The following is a 21372-nucleotide window of genomic DNA, read 5'->3' as shown; positions in this document are numbered from 1 at the left end:
ATCGACTGCGAAGATGACACGAAGTACCGATCCCGCTTTGTCGTACTGCCAGGGGGGATGAGTAAAATTCTACTCCCGGATAGGAATAGTTGAACCCCGACGTCGGACATTCACCCTTGTGTGATTTGCAACAATCCGCAACAAAAAACGTCTGAAAATACCGCCCCAGAGCCTCTGCCACGGGTTCACACGCGCCCTTGTCGCAAATGCTTTTTAATGGAAAACCCATGACTTCGCTGGACTGCACACAACTGATTGGCGCCGAACGCCGCCTGCTCGACCATTTCTACCGCCAGCAGGGCTCGCGCATGCGTGCAGACAATGAAGGGCAACTTTGGGTGGCGCGCGCTTCGGGCATCGTTGCAGGCCTGAGTCTCAGGCCCGTCGACGACGGCCATTGGCTTACCGGTCTGTTCGTTGCCCCGCAGCTGCGGGGCCAGGGGGTGGCTGGGCAACTGGTCAACGCCGCGTTGGCCCAAACGCAGGGCAGCACCTGGCTGTTCTGTCATCCCGAGCTTGTCGCGCTGTATGAGCGCCTTGGCTTCGAACACGCCGCCGCGCTCCCGCAAGCCTTGGCAAGCCGACTTTCACGCTACCAACGCAGCAAGCAGTTGGTCGCCTTGGTGCGTGCTCAGTCGTCGCTGGCGTCCAGCCCGGGGAACAGCACCTCGGTGTAGCCGAACTTGCTGAAATCCTGGATGCGCGACGGGTAAAGCCGCCCGATCAGGTGGTCGCATTCATGCTGCACCACCCGCGCGTGGAAACCGTCGGCAAAGCGATTGATCGGTTGGCCCTGCGGGTCGATGCCCGCATAACTGATGTGTTTGTAGCGGGGTACCACACCGCGCAGACCCGGGACTGACAGGCAGCCCTCCCAGCCATCCTCGATCTCGGTCGACAGCGGCGTGATCACCGGGTTGATCAGGATGGTCTGCGGTACCGGTTCGGCATCCGGGTAACGCTCGCTGCGCTCGAAACCGAAGATCACCAGCTGAAGGTCGATGCCGATCTGTGGCGCTGCCAGCCCTACCCCACCGACATGCCGCATGGTTTCGAACATGTCGTCGATCAGTTGCTGCAGTTCGGCGCTGCCGATCAGGTGGTCGGGGACCGCAGGGGCAACGCGCAGCAGGCGCTCGTCGCCCATCTTGAGGATGTCACGGATCATCGCGGGTTCGGCTCGGACGGTTGGGGCTCTACGGGGTGCTCATGGCCGAGCACGGTGATGGTTTCCTTGGCCTTGCTGCCCTCGAAATCCTTCTCGCCAGGGTTCTTGCCCTCGGCCGACATGTGCTCGATCACGGCATTCATTTCTGCGCCCAACAGCAACACGGCCGCAGAGATGTAGAAATACAGCAAAAGCACGATGATTGCACCGATACTGCCGTACATGGCGTTGTAGTCGGCGAAGGTCTTCACGTAGTAGGCAAAGCCCAGCGAGGCGATGATCCAGACCACCACCGCCAGCACCGAACCTGGCGTGATGAAGCGAAACTTCTGCTTCACATCGGGCATCACGTAATAGATCAACGCGACCGCCACCATCATCAGGATGATGATCGCCGGCCAGCGCAGAATCGTCCACACCGTCACCACCACCTCTTGCATGCCGACCTGGGCGGCAATCCACTCCATCACCTGCGGCCCCAGCACCATCAATGCTGCCGTCGAGAGCAACATGCCGGCGATGCCGACGGTGTAGAAGATCGACAGCGGAATGCGTTTCCATACCGGGCGGCCTTCGGGCACGTCGTAGGCGGCGTTCATGGCGCTCATCATCAGGCGCACGCCGGCAGAAGCGGTCCACAAGGCGATCACGATACCCACCGACAGCAGGCCACCCTTGGACTGTTGCAACTGGTCGATCACCGGGTTGACCTGCTCAAGCGCCTGGGGTGGCAGCACCAGTTCTGATTGCAGGCGCAACCAGGAGAAGAAGTCGGGCAGGTGCAAAAAGCCGATCAAGGCAATCAGGAACAGCAGGAACGGGAACAGCGAGAACAGCATCTGGTAGGCCAGCGCAGACGCATAGGTGGACATCTCGTCATCGAGAAATTCCTGGACGGTGCGTACCAGCACGCGGTGCAAGGGCAGGCCGCGCAGGTCGGGGAAAATCATAGCGTCTCCTTTCGCCGCTTGATCAATACAACAGGGAAGTCTAATAGACCACGCGACTGATGTACTGCTCCCTACCGTACTAGAAGAAGTTGCCTGCTTGAAACTGTTCCGGCCTCTACGAGCAAGAGGCCGGTCCAGTCAGTGCATCATCAAGGCTTCTTCACCGCATCCTTGACGTTGCCCTTGATCTGCTGCGCCTCGCCCTTGAGTTCCTGGGCCTTGCCTTCGGCGCGCAGCTTTTCGTTGTCGGTGACCTTACCGACACCTTGCTTGATGTTGCCTACAGCTTCGTTGGCCAAGCCTTTCGCTTTGTCTTTGGTGCCGCTCATGGCAAATCTCCTGCAAATGGAGACACGGGGACCGTGTCGACAGTCGGTGGACCGAGCCTCTGCACCAGGAGTTTCAAACAATTTGCCCCGCTCAAGCCGAGCGGTGAATCTGCGGGCGAATACCGCACCAAATCAGCCCCGGGCCGCTACGCCCCGCCAACCGGCTCCCCTAGAATCGCGGGCAAACGGCAACCCGAAGCAGGCTGCCAACCGACAAGAACAACCATTATCGGAAACCCGCACCCATGCGCCTCATGCCTTTGCTCGCGGCCTTGCTACCGCTATTGCCCTTGCCTGCACTCGCCGCCGCACCGGCCAGTGAAACCCTGCTGGTGAACCGTTATGCCGACGATGGCCAGCCCGGCACCTTGCGTTGGGCCATCGAGACCAGCAACCAGCACCCCGGCCATTACCGCATCGAAATCGCCGCGGTCGGCCAGGCTCCGTATGTCATCCGCCCGACCCGTGCCCTGCCGGAAATCAAGGGCCCGGTGCACATCACCGGCCAATCCTGGGCGCGCGACGGGCAATACATCGCCATCGACGGTTCCGGCTATATCAAGGACCAAGGTGTACGCACCTGCCCCGGCGCCCTGCCCGGCCAGTTCGGCACCAATGTGCGAACCACCACCAATCCGGGACTGGTGCTTCGTGATACCCAAGGCGTGCACTTGAGTGGCCTGGAGGTGCGCAATTTCTGCATCGGCATCCTGGTCAACCGTGCCAGCGGCAACATCATCGAAGACAACCGCATCGTCGCCAACAAGGGCGGTGCGGGCATCATGCTCACCGGCGACGACGGTGCCGGCAACCCCACAGCCACCACCACGATCAACAACAAGGTGCTGCGCAACCAACTGATCGACAACGGCGACGGCCTGGAGCTGACCCGAGGCGCGGCGTTCAACCTGGTGGCCGACAACCTGTTCCGCTCAACCACCGCCAACCCCGAGCCGTCACAAGGCATCGAGATCTTGTTGGGCAACGACAACACGGTGGTGCGCAACCGCTTCGAGGACTACTCGGATGGCTTGCAGATCAACTGGGGCAAGCGCAACTACCTGGGCGCCAATACGTTCAGCGGCAACTCGATCGGCGTCAGCGTGACCGGCGAAGGCAACATCCTCGATGGCAACCTGATCCACGGCAATCGCATCGGCGTCGCCCTGCGCCCGGAACCGGACCTCACCGCCACGCGCTTGAGCGGCAACCGTATCTGGGGCAACAGCCAGGATATCCGCCGCTGCGAGGCGGGCGGATCCTGTGTGGCGGATCAGCGCACGGGCGCCATCGTCTTCGGGGTGCCGGCTCAGGCCCATGCGTTGTACGTCGGTTCGCGCGGCGTGGGTGCGGACCTGCCCAAGCAGGATCAGGCGATCATCTGCGATGCCCAGGGCGAGCCTAAGCCGTGCCAGCCACTGCCCAACCACAATCAGCAGCCGCCACGGCTGGTGGCGCTGGACGGCAATGTACTGCGTGGCGAGGTACAAGGGCCGGCGTCGAGCCTGTTGCGGGTCGAAGTGTTCGGCAATGCCGAGGCGGAGGGGACTGAAGCGCAGCAGTATCTGGGGGAAGTGCTGGTGAACAGCGATGACAAGGGCCAGGCGCGGTTTGCCCAGCCTTTGCAGAATGCCGGAGGGTTGCGCAGCTTTACCGCGACGGTGACCACGGCCGAGGGGGCGACCTCGGAGTTGAGCCTGCCGGTTCGTCGCTGAGGCTACCGGCCCTATCGCCGGCAAGCCGGCTCCCACAAGGGATCGCGCAGGCTTCAGGATATTGAGCAAGACAGTTGCTCCCACAGGGGCAGCACAGGTTCTGAAAACTGTGGGGTACCTGTGGGAGCCGGCTTGCCGGCGATTAGGCCAGCAGATCTTGCCCCGCTACCCGCCACCCCTCACAATGCAGCCCTAATCAAGCGTCAACCCGCAGGAACCTGCATGAAACTCGACAAACCCGCCGCCATCGCCCGTCGCAACCAAGCGCTGGCCAAACCGGTACTCACCAGCGCCAACTCCCTGTTCGCCATCCTCGACCGCAAACGCAACCTGTGGTGGTTCGAAGTGCCGGTGGCACTGCTGCGCAAAGGCCAGCCGGACTGGGTCAACCTGCTGCTGCACACCCCCGAAACCGATGAGCTGCAGCACCTCAAGGTGCCCACCAACTTCATCAAGGCTCACCAGGAGCAGATGGAAGTGCGCAACCCCGGCAAGCGCCGCTCGACCATCAGCCTGGCGCTGAGCGCCGACCGCGACTCGCTGCTGCGCGACACCCGCCCGGGTGGCGACCAGCTCGACTTCAAGCCCTTCGTACAGGCCTGATTTCAGGTCCGCTCGATGCGATCGTCATGGATGACGATGCGGCCTTGCTTGAACAACGCGCCAATCGCCTTCTTGAAGTTGCCCTTGCTGACATTGAACATGCGGCTGATCACTTCCGGGTCGCTCTTGTCGCACACCGGCAATACCCCGCCCTCGGCCTCCAGGCGCGCCATGATCTGCTCATTCAGGCCTTCGGCCAGGGCCTGGCCGACCGGCTGCAGGCTCAGGGCGATCTTGCCGTCGTGGCGCACTTCCTTGATGTAACCCTTCTCGTGCATCCCCGAACGCAGGAACTTGAACACTTCGTTCTTGTGGATCAGGCCCCAATGGCGGTTGTTGATGATCGCCTTGAAGCCCATGGGCGTCTGCCCGGCCACCAGCAGCTCGACCGGCTGGCCGACCGGGTACTCGGCCGGCGTACGGTCCAGGTAGCGGTCCAGGCGTGAGGTGGCGGTGATGCGGCGGGTGCGCTTGTCGAGATAGACGTGCACCACGCAGTAGTCACCCACCTTCAACGGCCGCGCCTCCTCCGAGTACGGCATCAGCAAGTCCTTGGACAGGCCCCAGTCGAGGAAGATTCCGGCACCGTTGATGTCCTTGACCTTGAGGCTGGCGAACTCGCCGACCTGGACCTTGGGCTTTTCGGTGGTGGCGATCAGCTGGTCTTCGCTGTCCAGGTAGATGAACACGTTCAACCAGTCGTCGACCTCGGTTTCCGCGTCCTTCGGGATGTAGCGCCCGGGCAGCAGGATCTCGCCGTCGGCGCCGCCATCCAGGTACAGGCCGAATTCCACGTGTTTCACGATTTGCAAACTGTTGTAACGCCCAAGCAGAGCCATTTCCGATGTTCCTCAAGACAAGGCGGCTATTCTACACCTGAAGCCCGCGCGCTGCCCCACCGCTGATTCGGCGGAACCGTTGCGTGGCCCTTGCGTCTACCGAGTGGCCAGCCACTGCAAGGATCAGCACATGCCTCTACGCCTGTCCAAAGCCCTGCTCATCACCCTCGGTTGCGCCTTGGTGCTGGCGGCGTGCAGCCGCATCGACCTGGCCTATCGCAACCTCGACCGGCTGGTGCCCTGGTCACTGGGTGAGTACCTGGCGATGAACCGCGAGCAGAAGACATTGCTCGACGAACGGCTCAAGCAGCACCTGGCCTGGCATTGCCAGACCCAGTTGCCCGGCTACCTCGACTGGCTGGACCGGGTGCGCGACATGGTCGCCGAGGACCAGGTGACCGACCAGGCCCTGCAGCAGCGCACGACCGAAGCGCGTCAGGCCATAGGCCGCGTCGCCGAACAGATCACCCCTTCGGCCACCGAGCTGCTGCGCGGCATGAGCGATGCCCAGGTCGCGAAAATGCGCGAAGCCTTCCGTGAAGACATCAGCGAACGTCAGAAACTCTACGCCGATACGCCCTTGCCCAAGCAGATTGCCCGCCGCGCCGAGCGCATGGAAAAACGCCTGGTGCCGTGGTTCGGCGAACTCACTGCTGCCCAGCGTCTGCGAGTATTGAGCTGGTCGCAGGCGCTCGGCGACCAGAACCGTCAGTCGATTGCCAACCGCGCCCATTGGCAGCAACAGTTGCTGCTGGCCATGAACCAGCGCAGCGACGCCAGCTTCGAGCCGCGCCTGGCGCGGCTGCTGCAGCGCAAGGAGAGCCTGTGGACGCCGGAGTACCGCATCGCCTTCCAGAACAGCGAGCAGCAAGCGCGCAGCCTGCTGATCGACCTGCTGCACCAGAGTACCCCCGCGCAGCGCCGGAACCTGCAGGAACAGCTGGCCAAGGTGCGTACCGATTTCAGTGAGCTCAAGTGCATGAAGGGTTGATCAGGCCCGGCCTTACCGTGCAGGAGCCGGCTTGCCGGCGATAGGGCCAGCCCAGCCAACCAGAAATCATCGCCCTTTGCGCCGATACGGAAACACATCGATCACCTTCCCGTCCCGGATCGCCGCCTGCAGCCCTTTCCAGTAATCGGCGTCATACAGCTCCCCATGCAAGCGGCTGAACAACCGCCGCTGGCCGATATCCGCGAACAGGAACGGCGGAAATTCCTCAGGAAACACATCGTGCGGCCCGATGGAGTACCACGGCTCACCCGACATCTCGTCCTCCGGGTAGCGCGGCGGCGGAATGTGGCGGAAATTCACCTCGGTCAGGAAGCTGATCTCGTCATAGTCGTAGAACACCACCCGGCCATGCCGGGTGACGCCGAAGTTCTTGAGCAGCATGTCACCCGGAAAGATGTTCGCCGCCGCCAGCTGCTTGATGGCCAGCCCGTAATCCTCCAGTGCTTCGAGCACCTGGGCTTCGCTGGCCTGCTCCAGGTACAGGTTCAGCGGCACCATGCGCCGTTCGGTCCAGCAGTGGCGGATCAACACCGTGTCGCCTTCCAGGGCCACGGTGGACGGTGCCACTTCCAGCAGTTCAGCCAGGCACTCGGGCTCGAACTTGCCGCATGGAAAACGAAAATCGGCGAACTCCTGGGTATCGGCCAGGCGCCCGACCCGGTCGACACTCTTCACCAGGCGGTACTTGTCGATCACCGTGGCACGGTCGACGGTCTTCGACGGCGAGAAGCGATCCTTGATGATCTTGAACACGGTGTTGAAGCCCGGCAGGGTGAACACGCTCATGACCATCCCGCGGACACCGGGCGCCATCACGAAACGGTCTTCGCTGTTGGCCAGGTGGTTGATCAGCGCCCGATAGAATTCCGACTTGCCGTGCTTGTAGAAGCCGATCGAGGTGTACAACTCGGCAATGTGCTTGCCCGGCAGGATGCGCTTGAGAAAGTTGACGAACTCCGCCGGCACCGGCACATCGACCATGAAGTAAGAGCGGGTGAAGGAGAAGATGATCGACACTTCGGCCTCGTCGGTGATCAGGGCGTCGGCCTCGATGCCATGGCCCTCGCGGTGCAGCAACGGAATCACCAACGGCCACTGCTCGTCGGCGTTGTACAACCGACCGACCAGGTAGGCGCCCTTGTTGCGATACAGCACCGGCACGAACAGCTCCACGGCCAGTGCCGGGTCCTTACACACCCAGTCCGGCAGGCATTCGCGCAACTGCTCTTCGAGGCGTGACAGGTCGCCTTCCAGGTCACCGTAGGCGAACGCATGGTCGGCGAAGATCGCCCGCAGCAGGCCCTTGAGGTTGGCTTCAAGCCGGTAGGTGCGGGTCTGCGCGGCCCGCTCATGGCCACGCATCGAAGGCCGTGTGGTGTGGATGAACATGCAGCCATCGCTGATCAGGTCATGGCTGAACAGGCTGCAGAACAACGAGTTGTACCAGGTCTCCGACAGTTCATCGTCCAGCCGCGGGTCGATCAGGCTGATATAGGCACTCTTGACCAGCGGCCATTGTTCGACCTGCAGCAACACCTCGTCATCGAAGCCATCGCGCAGCCAGCCATTGACCTCGCCGACCTTGCGCTCATAGAGGTTGATGCGCGCCGCCGCCGCTCGCTGGCTGTCCTGCCAGCGAGCCTGCTCGAAGCGCTCGCGGGCGCCGAGGGTGATGCGGCGAAAGTGCTCGCGGTAGTCGTCGAAGCCGTCGAGGATCATCCGGGCGATTTCGCCGGCAGGCCAGTGCTCGGTCATGCGAGACACCTCGCTGAGGGGGTGAGATAGACAGCTTAGTCGCCCCTGGCGTTTTGCGAGGCCCGCAGGCCCCATTGCCAGCAAGCCAGCTCCCACAGGGAGGTCACACCCTTGAGGCTTGCGCTGTACCTGTGGGAGCCGGCTTGCCGGCGATAAGGCCCGAACAGATTCACACCGCAAGAAAGCACAAGAACCCACCCCACTCCCTCGCGTACACTCGCGCCCTGCCTTGTACCTGGAGACCGCTGTGAGCCCCATCGCCCTGACCCGTCTGCTGACCCTTGCCGCCGTCTGGGGGGCGAGCTTCCTGTTCATGCGCATCATCGCCCCCGAGCTGGGCACCGTACCCACCGCCTTCTTCCGCGTATCGATCGCCTGCCTGGGCCTGATCGCCATCCTCGCGGCCACCCGGGTGCGCTGGAACTTCGAAGGCAAGCTCGGCGCCTGCCTGGTGCTGGGCATGATCAACTCGGGGATTCCGGCCACCTTCTATTCGGTGGCAGCGCAGGTGCTGCCGGCGGGCTACTCGGCGATCTTCAATGCCACCACACCGCTGATGGGCGTGTTGATCGGCGCGTTGTTCTTCCGCGAGGCGATGACGCCGGCAAAACTGTGCGGCATCTTCCTTGGCCTGTTCGGCGTCGGCATCCTCAGCGGCGCCGGCCCGGTGGCCCTGGACATGGCGTTGCTGCAAGGCGCCCTGGCCTGCCTGGCGGCGACCACCTGCTACGGCTTTGCCGGGTTCCTCGCCCGGCGCTGGATCAGTGGCCTGGACAGCCGCCTCTCGGCCTTGGGCAGCATGCTCGGCGCCACGCTGATGATGACCCCGTTGTTCGCCTGGAGCGCACTGACCCAGCCCCCCGCCAGCTGGGGCGGCTGGCAGGTGTGGATGTCACTGCTGGGCCTGGGGCTGTTGTGCACCGCTTTCGCCTACATCCTGTACTTCCGCCTGCTGGCCGAGATCGGGCCGGTCAAGGCCAGCACCGTGACGTTCCTGATTCCGGTGTTCGGCGTGCTATGGGGCGCTTGGCTGCTGGATGAGCCGCTGTCGATGGGGCACCTGTATGGCGGGATGCTGATTGCTGCGGCGCTGTGGCTGGTGCTCAAGCCTGCGCGGCGTAGTGCCTGATCGACCGCAGGGGCTGCTGTGCAGCCCAATCGCTGGCAAGCCAGCTCCCACAAAAGATCAGTGCTGTCCTTTCTCCCACAAAAGATCACTGCTGCCTTTGCTTCCCACAAAAGATCACTGCTGCCCTTGTGGGAGCCGGCTTGCCGGCGATGAATCCAGCGTTGTTTCACCTGCGAAACCACGCCACTTTTCACGTTACCCAAAATGCCCAGCAACCACGCACGAGCATCGCCTCATGCGCAGTTGCTGGGCATTTTCGTGCCATATAGAAAACCTTGTTTCACATATAAAACACCAACAAAACCGATATCAACCTGCAACCTGTTAATAAATAAGCACTTTCCAATTATTTCAGGGAAATTTTACAGCTGGCATTGTTCATGCACTAAACGGCGTATCACCTATAAAACAGACCAGAGAACGCTCCCATGGCTGTGAAAGAGATGTACGCAATCGCTCCGCAGTGGCACGAGCCGCAACGCAACAGCGACCAGGCGCCGACGGAAATCGAATTCCGCAACGTCGGCAAGGCCTTCCCCGCCAAGGGCCAGCCGGATGCGCCGTTCGCCATTCGCAACGTCAACTTCCAGATCCGCCGCGGCGAAGTGGTGTCCATCATCGGCCCGTCCGGTTGCGGCAAGAGCACCATCCTCAACATGGGCTCCGGCCTGTACCGCCCCACCGAAGGCGAGGTGCTGGTCAGCGGTGAAGCCGTCAACGGCCCGGTGCCCAAAGTCGCCTTCATGCTGCAGAAAGACCTGCTCATGCCGTGGCGCAGCATCCGCCGCAACGTCGAGCTGGGCCTGGAGATCCAGGGCATGCCCGCCGCCCAGCGCAAGGTCATCGCCGAGGATCTGCTCAAGCGCTGCCACCTGCAAGGCTTCGCCGACCACTACCCGTTCCAGCTGTCCGGTGGCATGCGCCAGCGCGCCGCGCTGGCCCGCACCCTGGCCATCGACCCGCAGGTGCTGTTTCTCGACGAGCCGTTCTCGGCCCTGGATGCACAGACCAAGATGATCCTGCAGCAGGACCTGGCACAGATGCTGTTCGAGGAAAAGAAGACCGCGCTGTTCATCACCCACGACCTGGTCGAGGCCATCGCGCTGTCCGACCGCCTGCTGGTGATGAGCGCACGCCCCGGCACGATCATCGAGGAAATCGAGATCGACCTGCCGCACCGCAACAACCCTTTGGAGCGCCGCAAGCTGCCGGAAATCGGCCCGCTGGCCGGCCGCCTGATGGATCTGCTGAAGGTCGGCGAAGACCTCGACCTGCACTGACCGACGCCCCCCACATCACCCGGGAGTTAGCATGTTCACCACACACCTCAAGCGCGTGGCATACAGCGCCCTGGCCGCCCTCGCCCTGGGCCTGGCCACCCAGGCCCAGGCCGAGCCGACCAAGGTCACCTACCTGCTGCCTGCCCCGCCCAGCCTGCCGGCGTTCGCGCCGTGGATCATCGCCAAGGAAAAGGGCTACTACCAGGCGCAGGACCTGGACCTGACCTTCATCGCCGCCAAGGGCGGGGTCGACGTGGCCAAGCAGATCGGCGCCGGCAACGCCCTGGTCGGCGGAGCCATCGGCGACACGCCGATCATCGTCCGCCCCAACGGCATCCCGGTGCGCGCGGTGGCTGTGCTCGGAGGCGGCGGCGTGACCATGATCGCCACCAACGCCGGCGAGAACATCCAGTCGATCCAGCAGCTCAAGGGCAAGACCCTGACCGTGATGTCCTACTCCGACACCACCTACTACGCCCTGCTCGCCTCGCTGCGCAAGGCGGGCCTGAGCAAGGACGACGTGGATATCCAGGCCGCCGGCCCGTCGGGCGTGTGGCAACTGTTCTCGGCCAGCAAGGCCCAGGCCATGGCCGGGGTGCCAGACTGGGTGGTCAACGCCGAGGACGCCGGGCTCAAGTACGCGCTGATTCCGCGTGAGCAGGTGTTCGAGAGCATGGCCCAGGCGATCCTCGCCTCCGACGACGCCATCGAACATCACCCGCAGATCGTTCGCGGTGTGGTCCAGGCCACCCTGCACGGGTTGCAGGACATCATCGACGACCCCAAGGCCGCCGCCGCCACCTTCGCCCGCGCCGTCCCCGCCTATGCCGGCAAGGAAGCCTCACTGGAGAAAACCCTGCGCCTGTACGTGGAGTACGTCTACGCCGGCCAGCCGGTGCTCGGGCGCATCGACCCAGCGCGCCTGGACACCGTGCGCAAGTTCTACGTCAGCGAAGGCATCGTCACCCGCGAGCCCAAGCTCGACGAGCTCTACAGCAACCAGTTCATCGAAACCAACACTGCGGCCAAGTGAAGCCGTGGCCATAACAAGGTAATCGCCCGATGAGAAACCTCAACCCGTCCGTGGCCGGCAGCGTCGCCCTGCTGGTCCTGTTCCTGGTGCTCTGGCAATGGGGCCCGGGGCTGGTCGGCATGCCCGAGTTCGTCATGCCGCAACTGAGCCGCGTTGCCCAGGAAAGCCTGGTCATGTGGCAGTCCGGTGGCCTGTTCGAACACACCCTGATCACCGCCTTCGAGATCATCGTCGGCTTCGCCCTCGGTGCCCTGCTGGGCGTGGCCATCGGTGTGTCGCTGGGCCTCTCGCCCTCGGCCGAAGCCATGCTCTCGCCCTACATCCTGGCCCTGCAGATCGCGCCCAAGGTGGCTTTCGCACCCCTGTTCGTGATGTGGCTCGGCTACACCATCTACCCCAAGATCCTCATCGCCATCCTGATCGTGTTCTTCCCGGTGATGATCAACGTGCTCTCGGCCATCCGCACCGTCGACCCGGACATGATCAACCTGGTGCGCACCATGAACGCCAGCCGCTGGCAGATCTTCCGCCTGGTGGAGTTCCCCTCGGCCATGGCCGCGCTGTTCTCCGGCCTGCGCATCGCCTCGACCCTGGCGGTGATCGGGGTGACCGTCGGCGAGCTGGTCGGTGGCAACCAGGGCCTGGGGTTCCTGCTGGTGGATGCCGAAGGCCAGGGCAACACCGCCGGGGTGTTTGTCGCCATCGTCATGCTCACCCTGATCGGCGTGCTCGCCTATGGCGCCGTGGTCTGGGCCGAGAAGCGCGTCCTGCACTACCTCCCCAAAGCCATGCTGAGTAGCCAATGATGAGCAGCTTCAACAACCTTCTCGAAGGCCGCCGCGTGCTGGTCACCGGTGGCGCCCGCGGCCTGGGCTATGCCTTCGCCCAGGCCATCGCCCAGGCCGGTGCCCGGGTGGTGATCGCCGATGTGCTGGCCGGCCGCGTGCAACAGGCCGCCTGCGAGCTGAGCGGCATGGGCCTGGATGTCAGCGGCGTCAGCCTGGACCTGGCCAGCCCCGAATCCATCGAGGCCTGCATCGAACGCACGGTCAAGCGCCTGGGCGGCCTCGACGGCCTGGTCAACAACGCCTCGATCACCAACTCCGGCGGCAAGAGCTGCGAAGAGCTGGACATCGAAACCTGGGACCAGGTCATGCAGGTCAACGTGCGCGGCACCTGGCTGATGACCCGCGCCGCCCTGCCGGCACTGCGTGAGAGCGGCCGTGGCGCGGTGATCAACCTGGCCTCCGATACGCCGTTGTGGGGCGCACCCAACCTGCTGGCCTATGTCGCCAGCAAGGGCGCGGTGATCGCCATGACCCGCAGCCTGGCCCGCGAGCTGGGCAATGCCAACATCACCGTCAATGCCATCGCCCCCGGCCTGGTACTGGTCGAGGCCACCGCCTACGTGCCCGAGGCCCGCCACCGCCTGTACACCGAACAACGGGCCATCCAGCGCCCGCAACTGCCCGATGACGTCAGTGGCGCGGTGCTGTTCGCCCTGTCCGACCTGTCGCGCTTCATCACTGGACAAACCCTGCCGGTCAACGGCGGGTTCGTCATGCCCTGAGCAAAGGAGACCTTCATGACCGACCTCTCTGTGCAAAACGAAGCCCCGAAATCCTGGGACCGCCCGGCCGACGCCGACCTCGCCAGCTGGATGCAGACCCGCATTGCCCGCTATGAAACCCGCCGCTACGACTGGGACGCGCTGAAGTTCCAGGCCGACTACGACCCCAAGTTCCGCCGCGCGCAGATGCGTTACGTGGGCACCGGCGGCACGGGTGTGGGCAGTGACATGAACACCATCCCGTCCGAGCACTTCACCTTCTCCACCATGGTCATCCCGGCCGGCCACGAGGGCCCGCCCCACCTGCACACCGACGTCGAGGAAGTGTTCTTCGTGTTGCGCGGCAAGCTCAAGGTGATCATCGAGAAGGATGGCGAGCGTTTCGAGACCGTCCTCACCGACCGTGACCTGATCTCGGTGCCGCCGGGGGTGTACCGCGAAGAGATCAACATCGGCGATGAAGACGCGCTGATGTGCGTGATGCTCGGCGCCAAGAAGCCGGTGACCCCGACCTACCCGCCAGCGCACCCGCTGGCCTCGATCAAGCGCGGGTAAGCCGATGCAGCCGATCACCCCCATCACCCCGCTGCTCAGCCAGCTCGACCAGCGCTTTGGCGAGCGCCTGCTGCGCCTGGGCCAAGGCCAACAAGCCGTGCGCGAAGCCGGTAGCGGCGACGCCATCGTGCTGCTGCACGGCATCGGCTCGGGCGCGGCCAGCTGGTTGCAGGTGGCTTTGGGCTTGAGCGAGCGGGCGCGGGTGATCGCCTGGGATGCACCGGGTTACGGCCAGTCCACGCCCTTGCCGATGGCTGCGCCCGACGCTTGCGCCTATGCCGGGCGCCTGCTGCAGACGCTCGACGCCCTGGCGATCGAGCGCTGCGTGCTGGTTGGGCATTCGCTCGGCGCGCTGACCGCCGCCGCGTTCGCCCAGGCCCACCCGCATCGCGTCAGCCGCCTGGTACTGCTCAGCCCGGCGCGTGGCTATGGCGCTAAACCCGAACAAGGCCAGGCGGTGCGCAGCAAGCGCCTGCACAGCTTGGCGCAGATGGGCATCGCGCAGATGGCGCGCGAACGCAGTGGCCATCTGCTGTCCGCCAGCGCCAGCAGCCAAGCGCTGGCCTGGGTGCAGTGGAACATGGCGCGGCTGCTGCCACACGGCTACCGCCAGGCCATCGAGCTGCTGTGCGGTGACGACCTGTTGCGCCATGCGCCGCAAGCGGTGCCCTGCGAGGTGCACTGCGGCAGTGCCGACGCTATCACTCGCCCAGACGACTGCCAGGCCCTGGCCGCCGCCCTCGGGGCACCTTTCAAGCTGATACCCGGCGCCGGCCATGCCTGCGCCATCGAACAACCTGACACGGTAACGGGCCTGCTGGCCCGCGCCCTGGACGCCTCTGAAACAGGTAGCGTGCTATGAACGATATGGATCCGTTGAAGGAAAACCAGGACAAGTACATTGTCCCGGGCCTGGAACGCGGCCTGCTGCTGCTGTGCGAATTCAGCCGGCAGAACCGCACCCTGACCGCCCCCGAACTGGCGCGGCGCCTGTCGCTGCCACGCTCGACCATCTTCCGCCTGCTGACCACCCTGGAAACCATGGGCTTCGTCACCCGCAGCGGCAACGAGTACCGCCTGGGCATGTCGGTACTGCGCCTGGGCTTCGAATACCTGGCCTCGCTGGAACTGACCGAGCTTGGCCAACCGTTGCTGGCCCGACTCTGCGATCACCTCAACTACCCCAGCAACCTGGTGGTGCGCGACGGCCGCTCGATCGTCTACGTGGCCAAGGTCTCGCCACCCTCGGTGTTCTCCAGCGCCGTCACCGTCGGCACCCGCCTGCCGGCCCACGCCACGGTACTGGGGCGCATCCTGCTGGCTGACCTGAGCCTGGGCGAATTGCGCGAGCTCTACCCCGAGGAACATCTGGAACAGTTTTCGCCGTGCACGCCGAAGACCGTGCTGGAGCTGTTCGACCTGGTCCAGGCCGATCGCCTGCGCGGCTATGTCAGCGGCGAAGGCTTCTTCGAGTCGACCATCTCCACGGTCGCAGCCCCCGTGCGCGATGCCAGCGGCCAGGTGGTCGCGGCGCTCGGCCTGACCATCCCGACCGTGCAGATCGGCCACGTCAATTTCGACAACCTGCTGGGGCAGGTCCGCACCAGCGCCGATGAGCTGTCGCGGCTGCTCAACTACACGCCCAACGCAGGCCACGGCCGCGTCACCGCGTTGATGAGGGACTGACATGAACCCTTACCAACTGCAAGACAGCACCGTGATCGTCACCGGCGGTTCGTCCGGTATCGGCTACGCCTGCGTCGAACTGCTGCTCGAAGCCGGCGCCCGGGTGGCCTTCTGCGGGCGCAACGAAGAACGCCTGCGCAGCGCCGAAGCGCGACTGCGCGAACACTTCCCCGAGGCACGCCTGCTGGCCCAGGTCTGCGACGTGCTCGACGCCTCCTCCGTGCAGGCTTTCGCCGCCGCCAGCCTGGAAGCGCTCGGCCCGGCCCAGGTGCTGGTCAACAACGCCGGCCAAGGCCGTGTGTCGACCTTCGCCGACACCACCGACCAGGCCTGGAGCGATGAGCTGCAGCTCAAGTTTTTCTCGGTCATCCACCCGGTACGCGCCTTCATGGCGCAACTGCAGGGGCAAGCGAACGCCTCGATCGTCTGCGTCAACTCGCTGCTGGCCAGCCAGCCCGAGCCGCACATGGTCGCCACCTCGGCCGCGCGCGCCGGGCTGAAGAACCTGGTGCGCTCGATGGCCTTCGAATTCGCCGAACACGGCATCCGGGTCAACGGCATCCTCATCGGCCTGGTCGAATCCGGGCAATGGCGGCGCCGCTTCGAAGCCCGCGAAGCGCGCGAGCTGGACTGGTCGCAATGGACCGCGCAACTGGCGCAACGCAAACAAATCCCCTTGGGCCGCCTTGGCCTGCCGAAGGAAGCGGCGCAGGCGATCCTGTTCCTGGCTTCGCCCCTGTCGGCCTACACCACTGGCAGTCATATCGATGTATCCGGAGGCCTGTCCCGCCATGCGTAACGAAAACACTGTCACCGTCGGTGCCGTCATCACCGCGTTCCTCGAGCAATGCGACGTCAAGGCGGCGTTCGGCGTGATCTCGATCCACAACATGCCGATCCTCGATGCCTTCGCCGTGCGCGGCAACATCCGCTTCGTCATGGCCCGCGGCGAAGCCGGGGCGACCAACATGGCCGACGCCTATGCCCGCAGCAGCGGTGGCCTGGGCGTTTGCCTGACCTCCACCGGCACTGCAGCCGGCAATGCTGCCGGGGCCATGGTCGAGGCACTGACCGCCGGCACCCCGCTGCTGCACCTCACCGGGCAGATCGAAACCCCCTATCTGGACCAGGAGCTGGCCTACATCCACGAAGCACGCGACCAGCTGACCATGCTCAAGGCCGTGTCCAAGGCGGCCTTCCGCGTGCGCAGCGTGGAGACCGCGCTGAGCACCCTGAAGCTCGCCGTGCAGACCGCCCTGACCGCCCCCACCGGCCCGGTCAGCGTGGAGATCCCGATCGATATCCAGTCGGCCTTCATCCCCATGCCGACCGACCTGTCGCCGCTGCCGATCCCGGTCGCCGCGCCGGCCGCCGAAGCACTCGACCTGGTCGCCGAGCGCCTGGCCAGCGCCACCCGCCCGCTGCTGTGGCTGGGCGGTGGCGCCCGGCATGCCGGCGCGCAGGTCAAGCGCCTGCTCGACATGGGCGTCGGCGTGATCACCTCGACCCAGGGCCGCGGCGTGGTCAACGAAGACGACGCCCGCTGCCTGGGCGCCTTCTCGCAGAACAAGCTGGTCGAAGGCTTCATGCAGACCTGCGATGCCCTGGTGGTCGCGGGCTCGCGCCTGCGCAGCAACGAGACCTTCAAGTACGCCCTCAAGCTGCCGCGCACCACCTTGCGCATCGACGTCAACCCGGCCATCGAAGGCCGCAGCTACCCCAGCGACCTGTTCATCTGCGGCGATGCCGCGCTGGCCCTGGAAGGCCTGGCCGACCGCCTGCAGGGTCGCCTGAACATCGACCCGAACTTCCTGCCCGAGCTCAAGACCGTGCGTGAACAGGCACGCAAGCAACTGGTCGCCGACCTGGGCCCTTACTCGGCGCTGGTCGAGCAGTTGCAGGCGCAGACCGGGCGCAACTTCACCTGGGTGCGCGACGTGACCTTGTCCAACAGCATCTGGGGCAACCGCCTGCTCAACCTGTACCACCCGCTGTCGGGCGTGCACGCCCTCGGTGGCGGTATCGGCCAAGGCCTGGCAATGGGCATCGGCGCAGCGGTGGCAGCGGCGGAAACCGCCCCTGGGCGCAAGGTGTTCGCCCTGGCCGGCGACGGTGGTTTCATCCTCAACCTGGGTGAGCTGGCGACCCTGGTGCAGGAGAACGCCAACGTGGTCATCCTGCTGATGAACGACCAGCGCTACGGTGTCATCCGCAACATCCAGGACGCCATCTACGGCGCCCGTCATGCCTATGTCGAACTGCACACCCCGGACTACGCCAAGCTCGCCGAGTCGCTCGGCCTGCGCCATGGGCTGGTCAGCGACCTCAAGGACTTCGGCAACGTGCTCGAAGGCGCCCTGGGCGAGCAAGGCCCGTTCCTGCTGGAAGTCGACATGCTCAGCGTCGGCGGCTTCGCCACCCAGTTCGCCGGCCCGCCCAACAGCGAAACCAAGGCGCAGAAGGCCACGGCCTGAGGACATCGCCATGTTGCATATCACCATGATCGGCTGCGGCGCCATTGGCGTCAGCGTGCTCGAACTGCTGGAGAACGACCCGCAACTGTGCGTCGATGCGGTGATCGCCTCGGCCGGCTCCGAAGACCTGGTGCGCCAGCGCCTGGCCAGTTTCCGCCAGCCGCCACGGGTACTCACCGCCCTGCCCGCCGATGCGCACCCCGACCTGCTGGTCGAGTGCGCCGGCCACATGGCCATCGAAGAGCACGTGCTGCCGGCGCTGGAACGCGGTATCGCGTGCCTGATCGTCTCGGTGGGCGCACTCTCCGAGCCGGGCCTGGTCGAGCGCCTAGAGGCGGCTGCGGCACGTGGCAACACGCGCATCGAGTTGCTGCCTGGCGCCATTGGCGGCATCGATGCGCTGTCGGCGGCCAAGGTCGGCGGCCTGGATGCGGTCACCTACATCGGCCGCAAGCCGGCGCGGGCCTGGAAGAACACCCCAGCCGAGCAGGTCTGCAACCTGGACACGCTGGGCGAGGCGATGGTGATCTTCGACGGCAGTGCCCGCGAGGCGGCGCGGCTGTACCCGAAGAACGCCAACGTCGCCGCCACCCTGTCGCTGGCGGGGTTGGGCCTGGACCGCACCCGCGTGACCCTGATCGCCGACCCGCTGAGCGAGGAGAACGTGCACCAGGTCGAAGCCCGCGGCGCCTTCGGCCGCTTCGAGATGAGCCTGCGCGGCAAGCCGCTGGCGGCCAACCCGAAGACTTCGGCACTGACCGTCTACAGCGTGGTGCGCGCCCTCGGCAACCACGCCCATGCCATTTCCATCTAGGGGACTGCCAATGACTCTGGAACAGACCTTACCCATCTGCATCGCCGGCACCTGGCGCCTGGGCGGCGGCGAACGCTACGCCACCTGCTACCCGGCCTCCGGCGAGCCGGTGGCCTGGCTCAACGCCGCCAACCTGGACGATGTCGAGGCCGCCGTGCAGGGCGCGCACCAGGCCTTCCTGCACAGCGGCTGGGCCCAGCGCAAACCTCATGAACGCGCCGCTGTGCTGCAGCGCATTGCCAACCTGATCCGCGAGCGCGCCGAGGAACTGGCGCAACTGCAGCGCCAGGACAACGGCAAACCGATCAACGAAACCCGTGCCCTGGTCGCCAGCGCGGCCGGCACCTTCCAGTTCTTCGCCGCCGCCTGCGAGACGCTGGAAGAAACCATCACCCCGTCGCGCGGCGATTTCGTCAGCATGAGCGTGTACGAGCCGATGGGCGTGGTCGCGGCCATCACCCCGTGGAACTCACCGATCGCCAGCGAAGCGCAGAAGGTTGCCCCGGCCCTGGCCGGCGGCAATGCGGTGGTGATCAAGCCGGCGGAAATCACCCCCTTGCTGGCCCTGCAACTGGCGCGCATCTGCGAAGAGGCCGGGCTGCCCAAGGGCCTGGTCAGCGTGCTGCCGGGCAAGGGCTCGCTGCTCGGTGATGCCCTGACCCGCCACCCGCTGGTCAAGCGCGTGTCGTTCACCGGTGGCACCCGCACCGGCAAGCACATCGCCCACATTGCCGCCGACAAGATGATGCCGGTGTCGCTGGAGCTGGGCGGCAAGTCGCCGACCATCGTCCTCGACGACGCCGACCTCGATCACGCGGTCGCCGGCGTGCTCTACGGCATCTTCAGCTCCTCCGGCGAGGCCTGCATCGCCGGCTCCCGGCTGTTCGTCGCGCGCGCCCTGTACGAGCCGTTCATGGCGCGCCTGACTGCCGCCGCCGCGCAGTTGCGCCTGGGCGACCCGGCCGACGAGCGCACCCAGATGGGCCCGCTGATCAGCGCCGCCCACCGCGAATCGGTGGAGCGCTACGTGGCCCTGGGCCTGGCCGAAGGTGGCCGCCTGCGTCTGGGCGGCGAGCGCCCGAGTGGCGCGGGCTATTTCTATCCGCCCACCATCCTCGAAGGCCTGTCCAACCACCAGCAGGTGTGCCAGGAAGAGATCTTCGGCCCGGTACTGGTGGCAATGCCGTTCGACAGCGAAGAAGCACTGCTGGCCCAGGCCAACGACAGCCTCTACGCCCTCGCCGCCGGCATCTGGAGCCGCGACTACAAACGCGCCTGGGCCCTGGGCCGCAGGCTGCAAGCCGGCACGGTATGGATCAACACCTACAAGCAGTTTTCCATCTCGACGCCGTTCGGCGGCTGGCGTGATAGCGGCCTGGGCCGCGAAAAAGGCCGCCTGGGCATCCTGCAGTACATGGAACAGAAAAGCCTCTACTGGGGCATGAACCAACAACCGCTGGCCTGGGCCGGCGTGGAGGCAGGGCAATGAGCGTACTGGGCATCGATGAAGTCACCTACGGCGTGGAAGACCTCGCCACCTGCGCGCGCTTCTTTGCCGACTGGGGCCTGAGCAAGGTCAGCGAGCAGCCCGACGAAGTGATCTTCGAAACCCTCAACGGCTGCCGCGTGGTGCTGGCGGCCATCGACAAACCCGGCCTGCCGGCAGCGATCGAACCCGGCTCGACCGTGCGCGAAGTGGTGTGGGGTGTCGAAAGCCAGGCCGACCTTGCGCTGTACAGCCAGCGCATCGCCAACGACCCTGGTTTCGTGGAAGGCAACGGCCGCATCGGCTGCACCGACCCCAACGGCCTGGCGATCCGCCTGCAGGTCACCCGCAAGCGCGCCCTGGACCTCGAGTGCAGCGGCCACAACACCTGGCAGACCAAGGGCCGCATCAACAAGCCGGCGCCGGTCTACGAACGCGCCACGCCCATCGAAGTGGGCCACGTGGTGTTCTTCGTCAAGGACGTCAATGCCTGCGAGGCGTTCTACCACGAGCGCTTCGGCTTCCAGGCCTCGGACCGCTACCCCAACCGCGGCGCCTTCCTGCGCACCGCCGAGGAGGGCGGCCACCACGACCTGTTCATGCTGCAGTTGCCAGCCCCGCGCGCCGGCCTCAACCACGTGGCCTTCACCGTGCGCGACTTGCACGAGGTGTTCGGCGGCGGCATGCACATCTCCCGCTGCGGCTGGGCCACGGAGATCGGCCCGGGCCGTCACCCGGTGTCGTCGGCGTTCTTCTGGTACTTCAAGAACCCCGCCGGCGCGCTGGTCGAGTATTACGCCGACGAAGACCAGCTGACCGGCGAGTGGCAACCGCGCGAGTTCGAACCCGGCCCGACGGTATTCGCCGAATGGGCGATCGCCGGCGGCATCGACGGCAACACCCGGCGCCAGCAACATGCCGAAGCGCCGCAAGGCAAGTTCCTCACTGACAAGCCCAAACAAGATTGAGGTCGA

General features: G+C 65.2%; 22 protein-coding genes. 17 read left to right on the top strand and 5 right to left on the bottom strand.

Going from position 1 to position 21372, the window contains the following annotated elements; genetic code table 11:
* Positions 1-227: 227 nt before the first annotated feature.
* Positions 228-677, top strand: a complete 450-nt coding sequence (locus ACIPZB_RS16510; RefSeq protein ID WP_400641623.1) for a GNAT family N-acetyltransferase — start codon at positions 228-230, stop codon at positions 675-677.
* Here ACIPZB_RS16510 and def read toward each other — a convergent pair.
* The 3 genes from def to ACIPZB_RS16495 all read right to left on the bottom strand — a co-directional run bounded on the left by def (position 632) and on the right by ACIPZB_RS16495 (position 2447).
* Positions 632-1168: a peptide deformylase gene (def, locus tag ACIPZB_RS16505; RefSeq protein ID WP_400641621.1), complete on the bottom strand. Its 537-nt coding sequence runs from the start codon at positions 1166-1168 to the stop codon at positions 632-634. The two genes, ACIPZB_RS16510 and def, sit on opposite strands and share 46 nt — an antisense overlap.
* On the bottom strand, positions 1165-2118 hold the full coding sequence (locus tag ACIPZB_RS16500; protein WP_400641619.1) for a YihY/virulence factor BrkB family protein: 954 nt from the start codon (positions 2116-2118) through the stop codon (positions 1165-1167). Before ACIPZB_RS16500 ends, def begins: the two co-directional genes overlap by 4 nt.
* Before the next feature lie 149 nt (positions 2119-2267).
* Complete coding sequence (locus ACIPZB_RS16495) at positions 2268-2447, bottom strand: CsbD family protein (protein WP_008098780.1); 180 nt, start codon at positions 2445-2447, stop codon at positions 2268-2270.
* 245 nt (positions 2448-2692) lie between these two features.
* On the opposite strand from ACIPZB_RS16495, the gene ACIPZB_RS16490 reads away from it, so the two are divergent.
* Positions 2693-4162 carry a nitrous oxide reductase family maturation protein NosD gene (locus ACIPZB_RS16490; protein ID WP_400641617.1) on the top strand — a complete coding sequence of 490 codons (1470 nt, stop codon included), beginning with the start codon at positions 2693-2695 and terminating at the stop codon, positions 4160-4162.
* Positions 4163-4384: 222 nt separating this feature from the next.
* Complete coding sequence (locus ACIPZB_RS16485) at positions 4385-4765, top strand: hypothetical protein (RefSeq protein WP_008098775.1); 381 nt, start codon at positions 4385-4387, stop codon at positions 4763-4765.
* A gap of 2 nt (positions 4766-4767) precedes the next feature.
* Here ACIPZB_RS16485 and ACIPZB_RS16480 read toward each other — a convergent pair whose 3' ends face one another.
* Positions 4768-5604: a S1 RNA-binding domain-containing protein gene (locus tag ACIPZB_RS16480; protein ID WP_400641615.1), complete on the bottom strand. Its 837-nt coding sequence runs from the start codon at positions 5602-5604 to the stop codon at positions 4768-4770.
* A 130-nt stretch (positions 5605-5734) separates the two neighbouring features.
* Between ACIPZB_RS16480 and ACIPZB_RS16475 the strand changes: the two genes are divergently transcribed.
* A complete protein-coding gene (locus ACIPZB_RS16475) occupies positions 5735-6595 on the top strand; it encodes a DUF6279 family lipoprotein (RefSeq protein ID WP_400641613.1) in 861 nt (286 codons plus the stop codon).
* A 66-nt stretch (positions 6596-6661) separates the two neighbouring features.
* On the opposite strand, the gene aceK is transcribed toward ACIPZB_RS16475, so the two are convergent.
* Positions 6662-8371: a bifunctional isocitrate dehydrogenase kinase/phosphatase gene (aceK, locus tag ACIPZB_RS16470; protein ID WP_400641611.1), complete on the bottom strand. Its 1710-nt coding sequence runs from the start codon at positions 8369-8371 to the stop codon at positions 6662-6664.
* A gap of 247 nt (positions 8372-8618) precedes the next feature.
* On the opposite strand from aceK, the gene ACIPZB_RS16465 reads away from it, so the two are divergent.
* From ACIPZB_RS16465 to ACIPZB_RS16405, 13 genes are all read left to right on the top strand, one after another.
* Entirely contained in the window at positions 8619-9500 is an 882-nt protein-coding gene (locus tag ACIPZB_RS16465) for a DMT family transporter (RefSeq protein ID WP_400641609.1), read from the top strand.
* 443 nt (positions 9501-9943) lie between these two features.
* A complete protein-coding gene (locus tag ACIPZB_RS16460) occupies positions 9944-10780 on the top strand; it encodes an ABC transporter ATP-binding protein (protein ID WP_400641870.1) in 837 nt (278 codons plus the stop codon).
* A 31-nt stretch (positions 10781-10811) separates the two neighbouring features.
* Positions 10812-11813: an ABC transporter substrate-binding protein gene (locus ACIPZB_RS16455; RefSeq protein ID WP_400641607.1), complete on the top strand. Its 1002-nt coding sequence runs from the start codon at positions 10812-10814 to the stop codon at positions 11811-11813.
* Positions 11814-11842: 29 nt separating this feature from the next.
* On the top strand, positions 11843-12619 hold the full coding sequence (locus tag ACIPZB_RS16450) for an ABC transporter permease (protein ID WP_317661804.1): 777 nt from the start codon (positions 11843-11845) through the stop codon (positions 12617-12619).
* Positions 12616-13383: an SDR family oxidoreductase gene (locus ACIPZB_RS16445; RefSeq protein WP_317661803.1), complete on the top strand. Its 768-nt coding sequence runs from the start codon at positions 12616-12618 to the stop codon at positions 13381-13383. The genes ACIPZB_RS16450 and ACIPZB_RS16445 overlap by 4 nt, the downstream gene beginning before the upstream one ends.
* A 15-nt stretch (positions 13384-13398) precedes the next feature.
* Entirely contained in the window at positions 13399-13938 is a 540-nt protein-coding gene (locus ACIPZB_RS16440; protein WP_317661802.1) for a cupin domain-containing protein, read from the top strand.
* A 4-nt stretch (positions 13939-13942) separates the two neighbouring features.
* Positions 13943-14800: an alpha/beta fold hydrolase gene (locus ACIPZB_RS16435; protein ID WP_400641604.1), complete on the top strand. Its 858-nt coding sequence runs from the start codon at positions 13943-13945 to the stop codon at positions 14798-14800.
* Positions 14801-14805: 5 nt separating this feature from the next.
* Positions 14806-15624 (top strand): IclR family transcriptional regulator, encoded by an 819-nt coding sequence (locus ACIPZB_RS16430; RefSeq protein ID WP_317663755.1) that lies wholly within the window; start codon positions 14806-14808, stop codon positions 15622-15624.
* 1 nt (position 15625) lies between these two features.
* A complete protein-coding gene (locus ACIPZB_RS16425) occupies positions 15626-16423 on the top strand; it encodes an SDR family oxidoreductase (protein WP_317661799.1) in 798 nt (265 codons plus the stop codon).
* Positions 16416-18098, top strand: coding sequence for a thiamine pyrophosphate-binding protein (locus ACIPZB_RS16420; protein ID WP_400641602.1), 1683 nt, complete (start codon positions 16416-16418; stop codon positions 18096-18098). The genes ACIPZB_RS16425 and ACIPZB_RS16420 overlap by 8 nt, the downstream gene beginning before the upstream one ends.
* Positions 18099-18108: 10 nt before the next feature.
* Positions 18109-18912: an aspartate dehydrogenase gene (locus tag ACIPZB_RS16415; protein ID WP_317661797.1), complete on the top strand. Its 804-nt coding sequence runs from the start codon at positions 18109-18111 to the stop codon at positions 18910-18912.
* Between the two features lie 10 nt (positions 18913-18922).
* Positions 18923-20401, top strand: a complete 1479-nt coding sequence (locus tag ACIPZB_RS16410; protein ID WP_400641600.1) for an aldehyde dehydrogenase — start codon at positions 18923-18925, stop codon at positions 20399-20401.
* Positions 20398-21366 (top strand): VOC family protein, encoded by a 969-nt coding sequence (locus ACIPZB_RS16405; protein ID WP_400641598.1) that lies wholly within the window; start codon positions 20398-20400, stop codon positions 21364-21366. The genes ACIPZB_RS16410 and ACIPZB_RS16405 overlap by 4 nt, the downstream gene beginning before the upstream one ends.
* Positions 21367-21372: the final 6 nt, after the last annotated feature.

Source organism: Pseudomonas sp. NPDC089396 (assembly GCF_044749545.1).
In the GTDB taxonomy this organism is placed as follows: Bacteria; Pseudomonadota; Gammaproteobacteria; order Pseudomonadales; family Pseudomonadaceae; genus Aquipseudomonas.
Note: the sequence above shows the minus strand (reverse complement) of the source record. Positions and strands in the feature narration are given on the sequence as shown.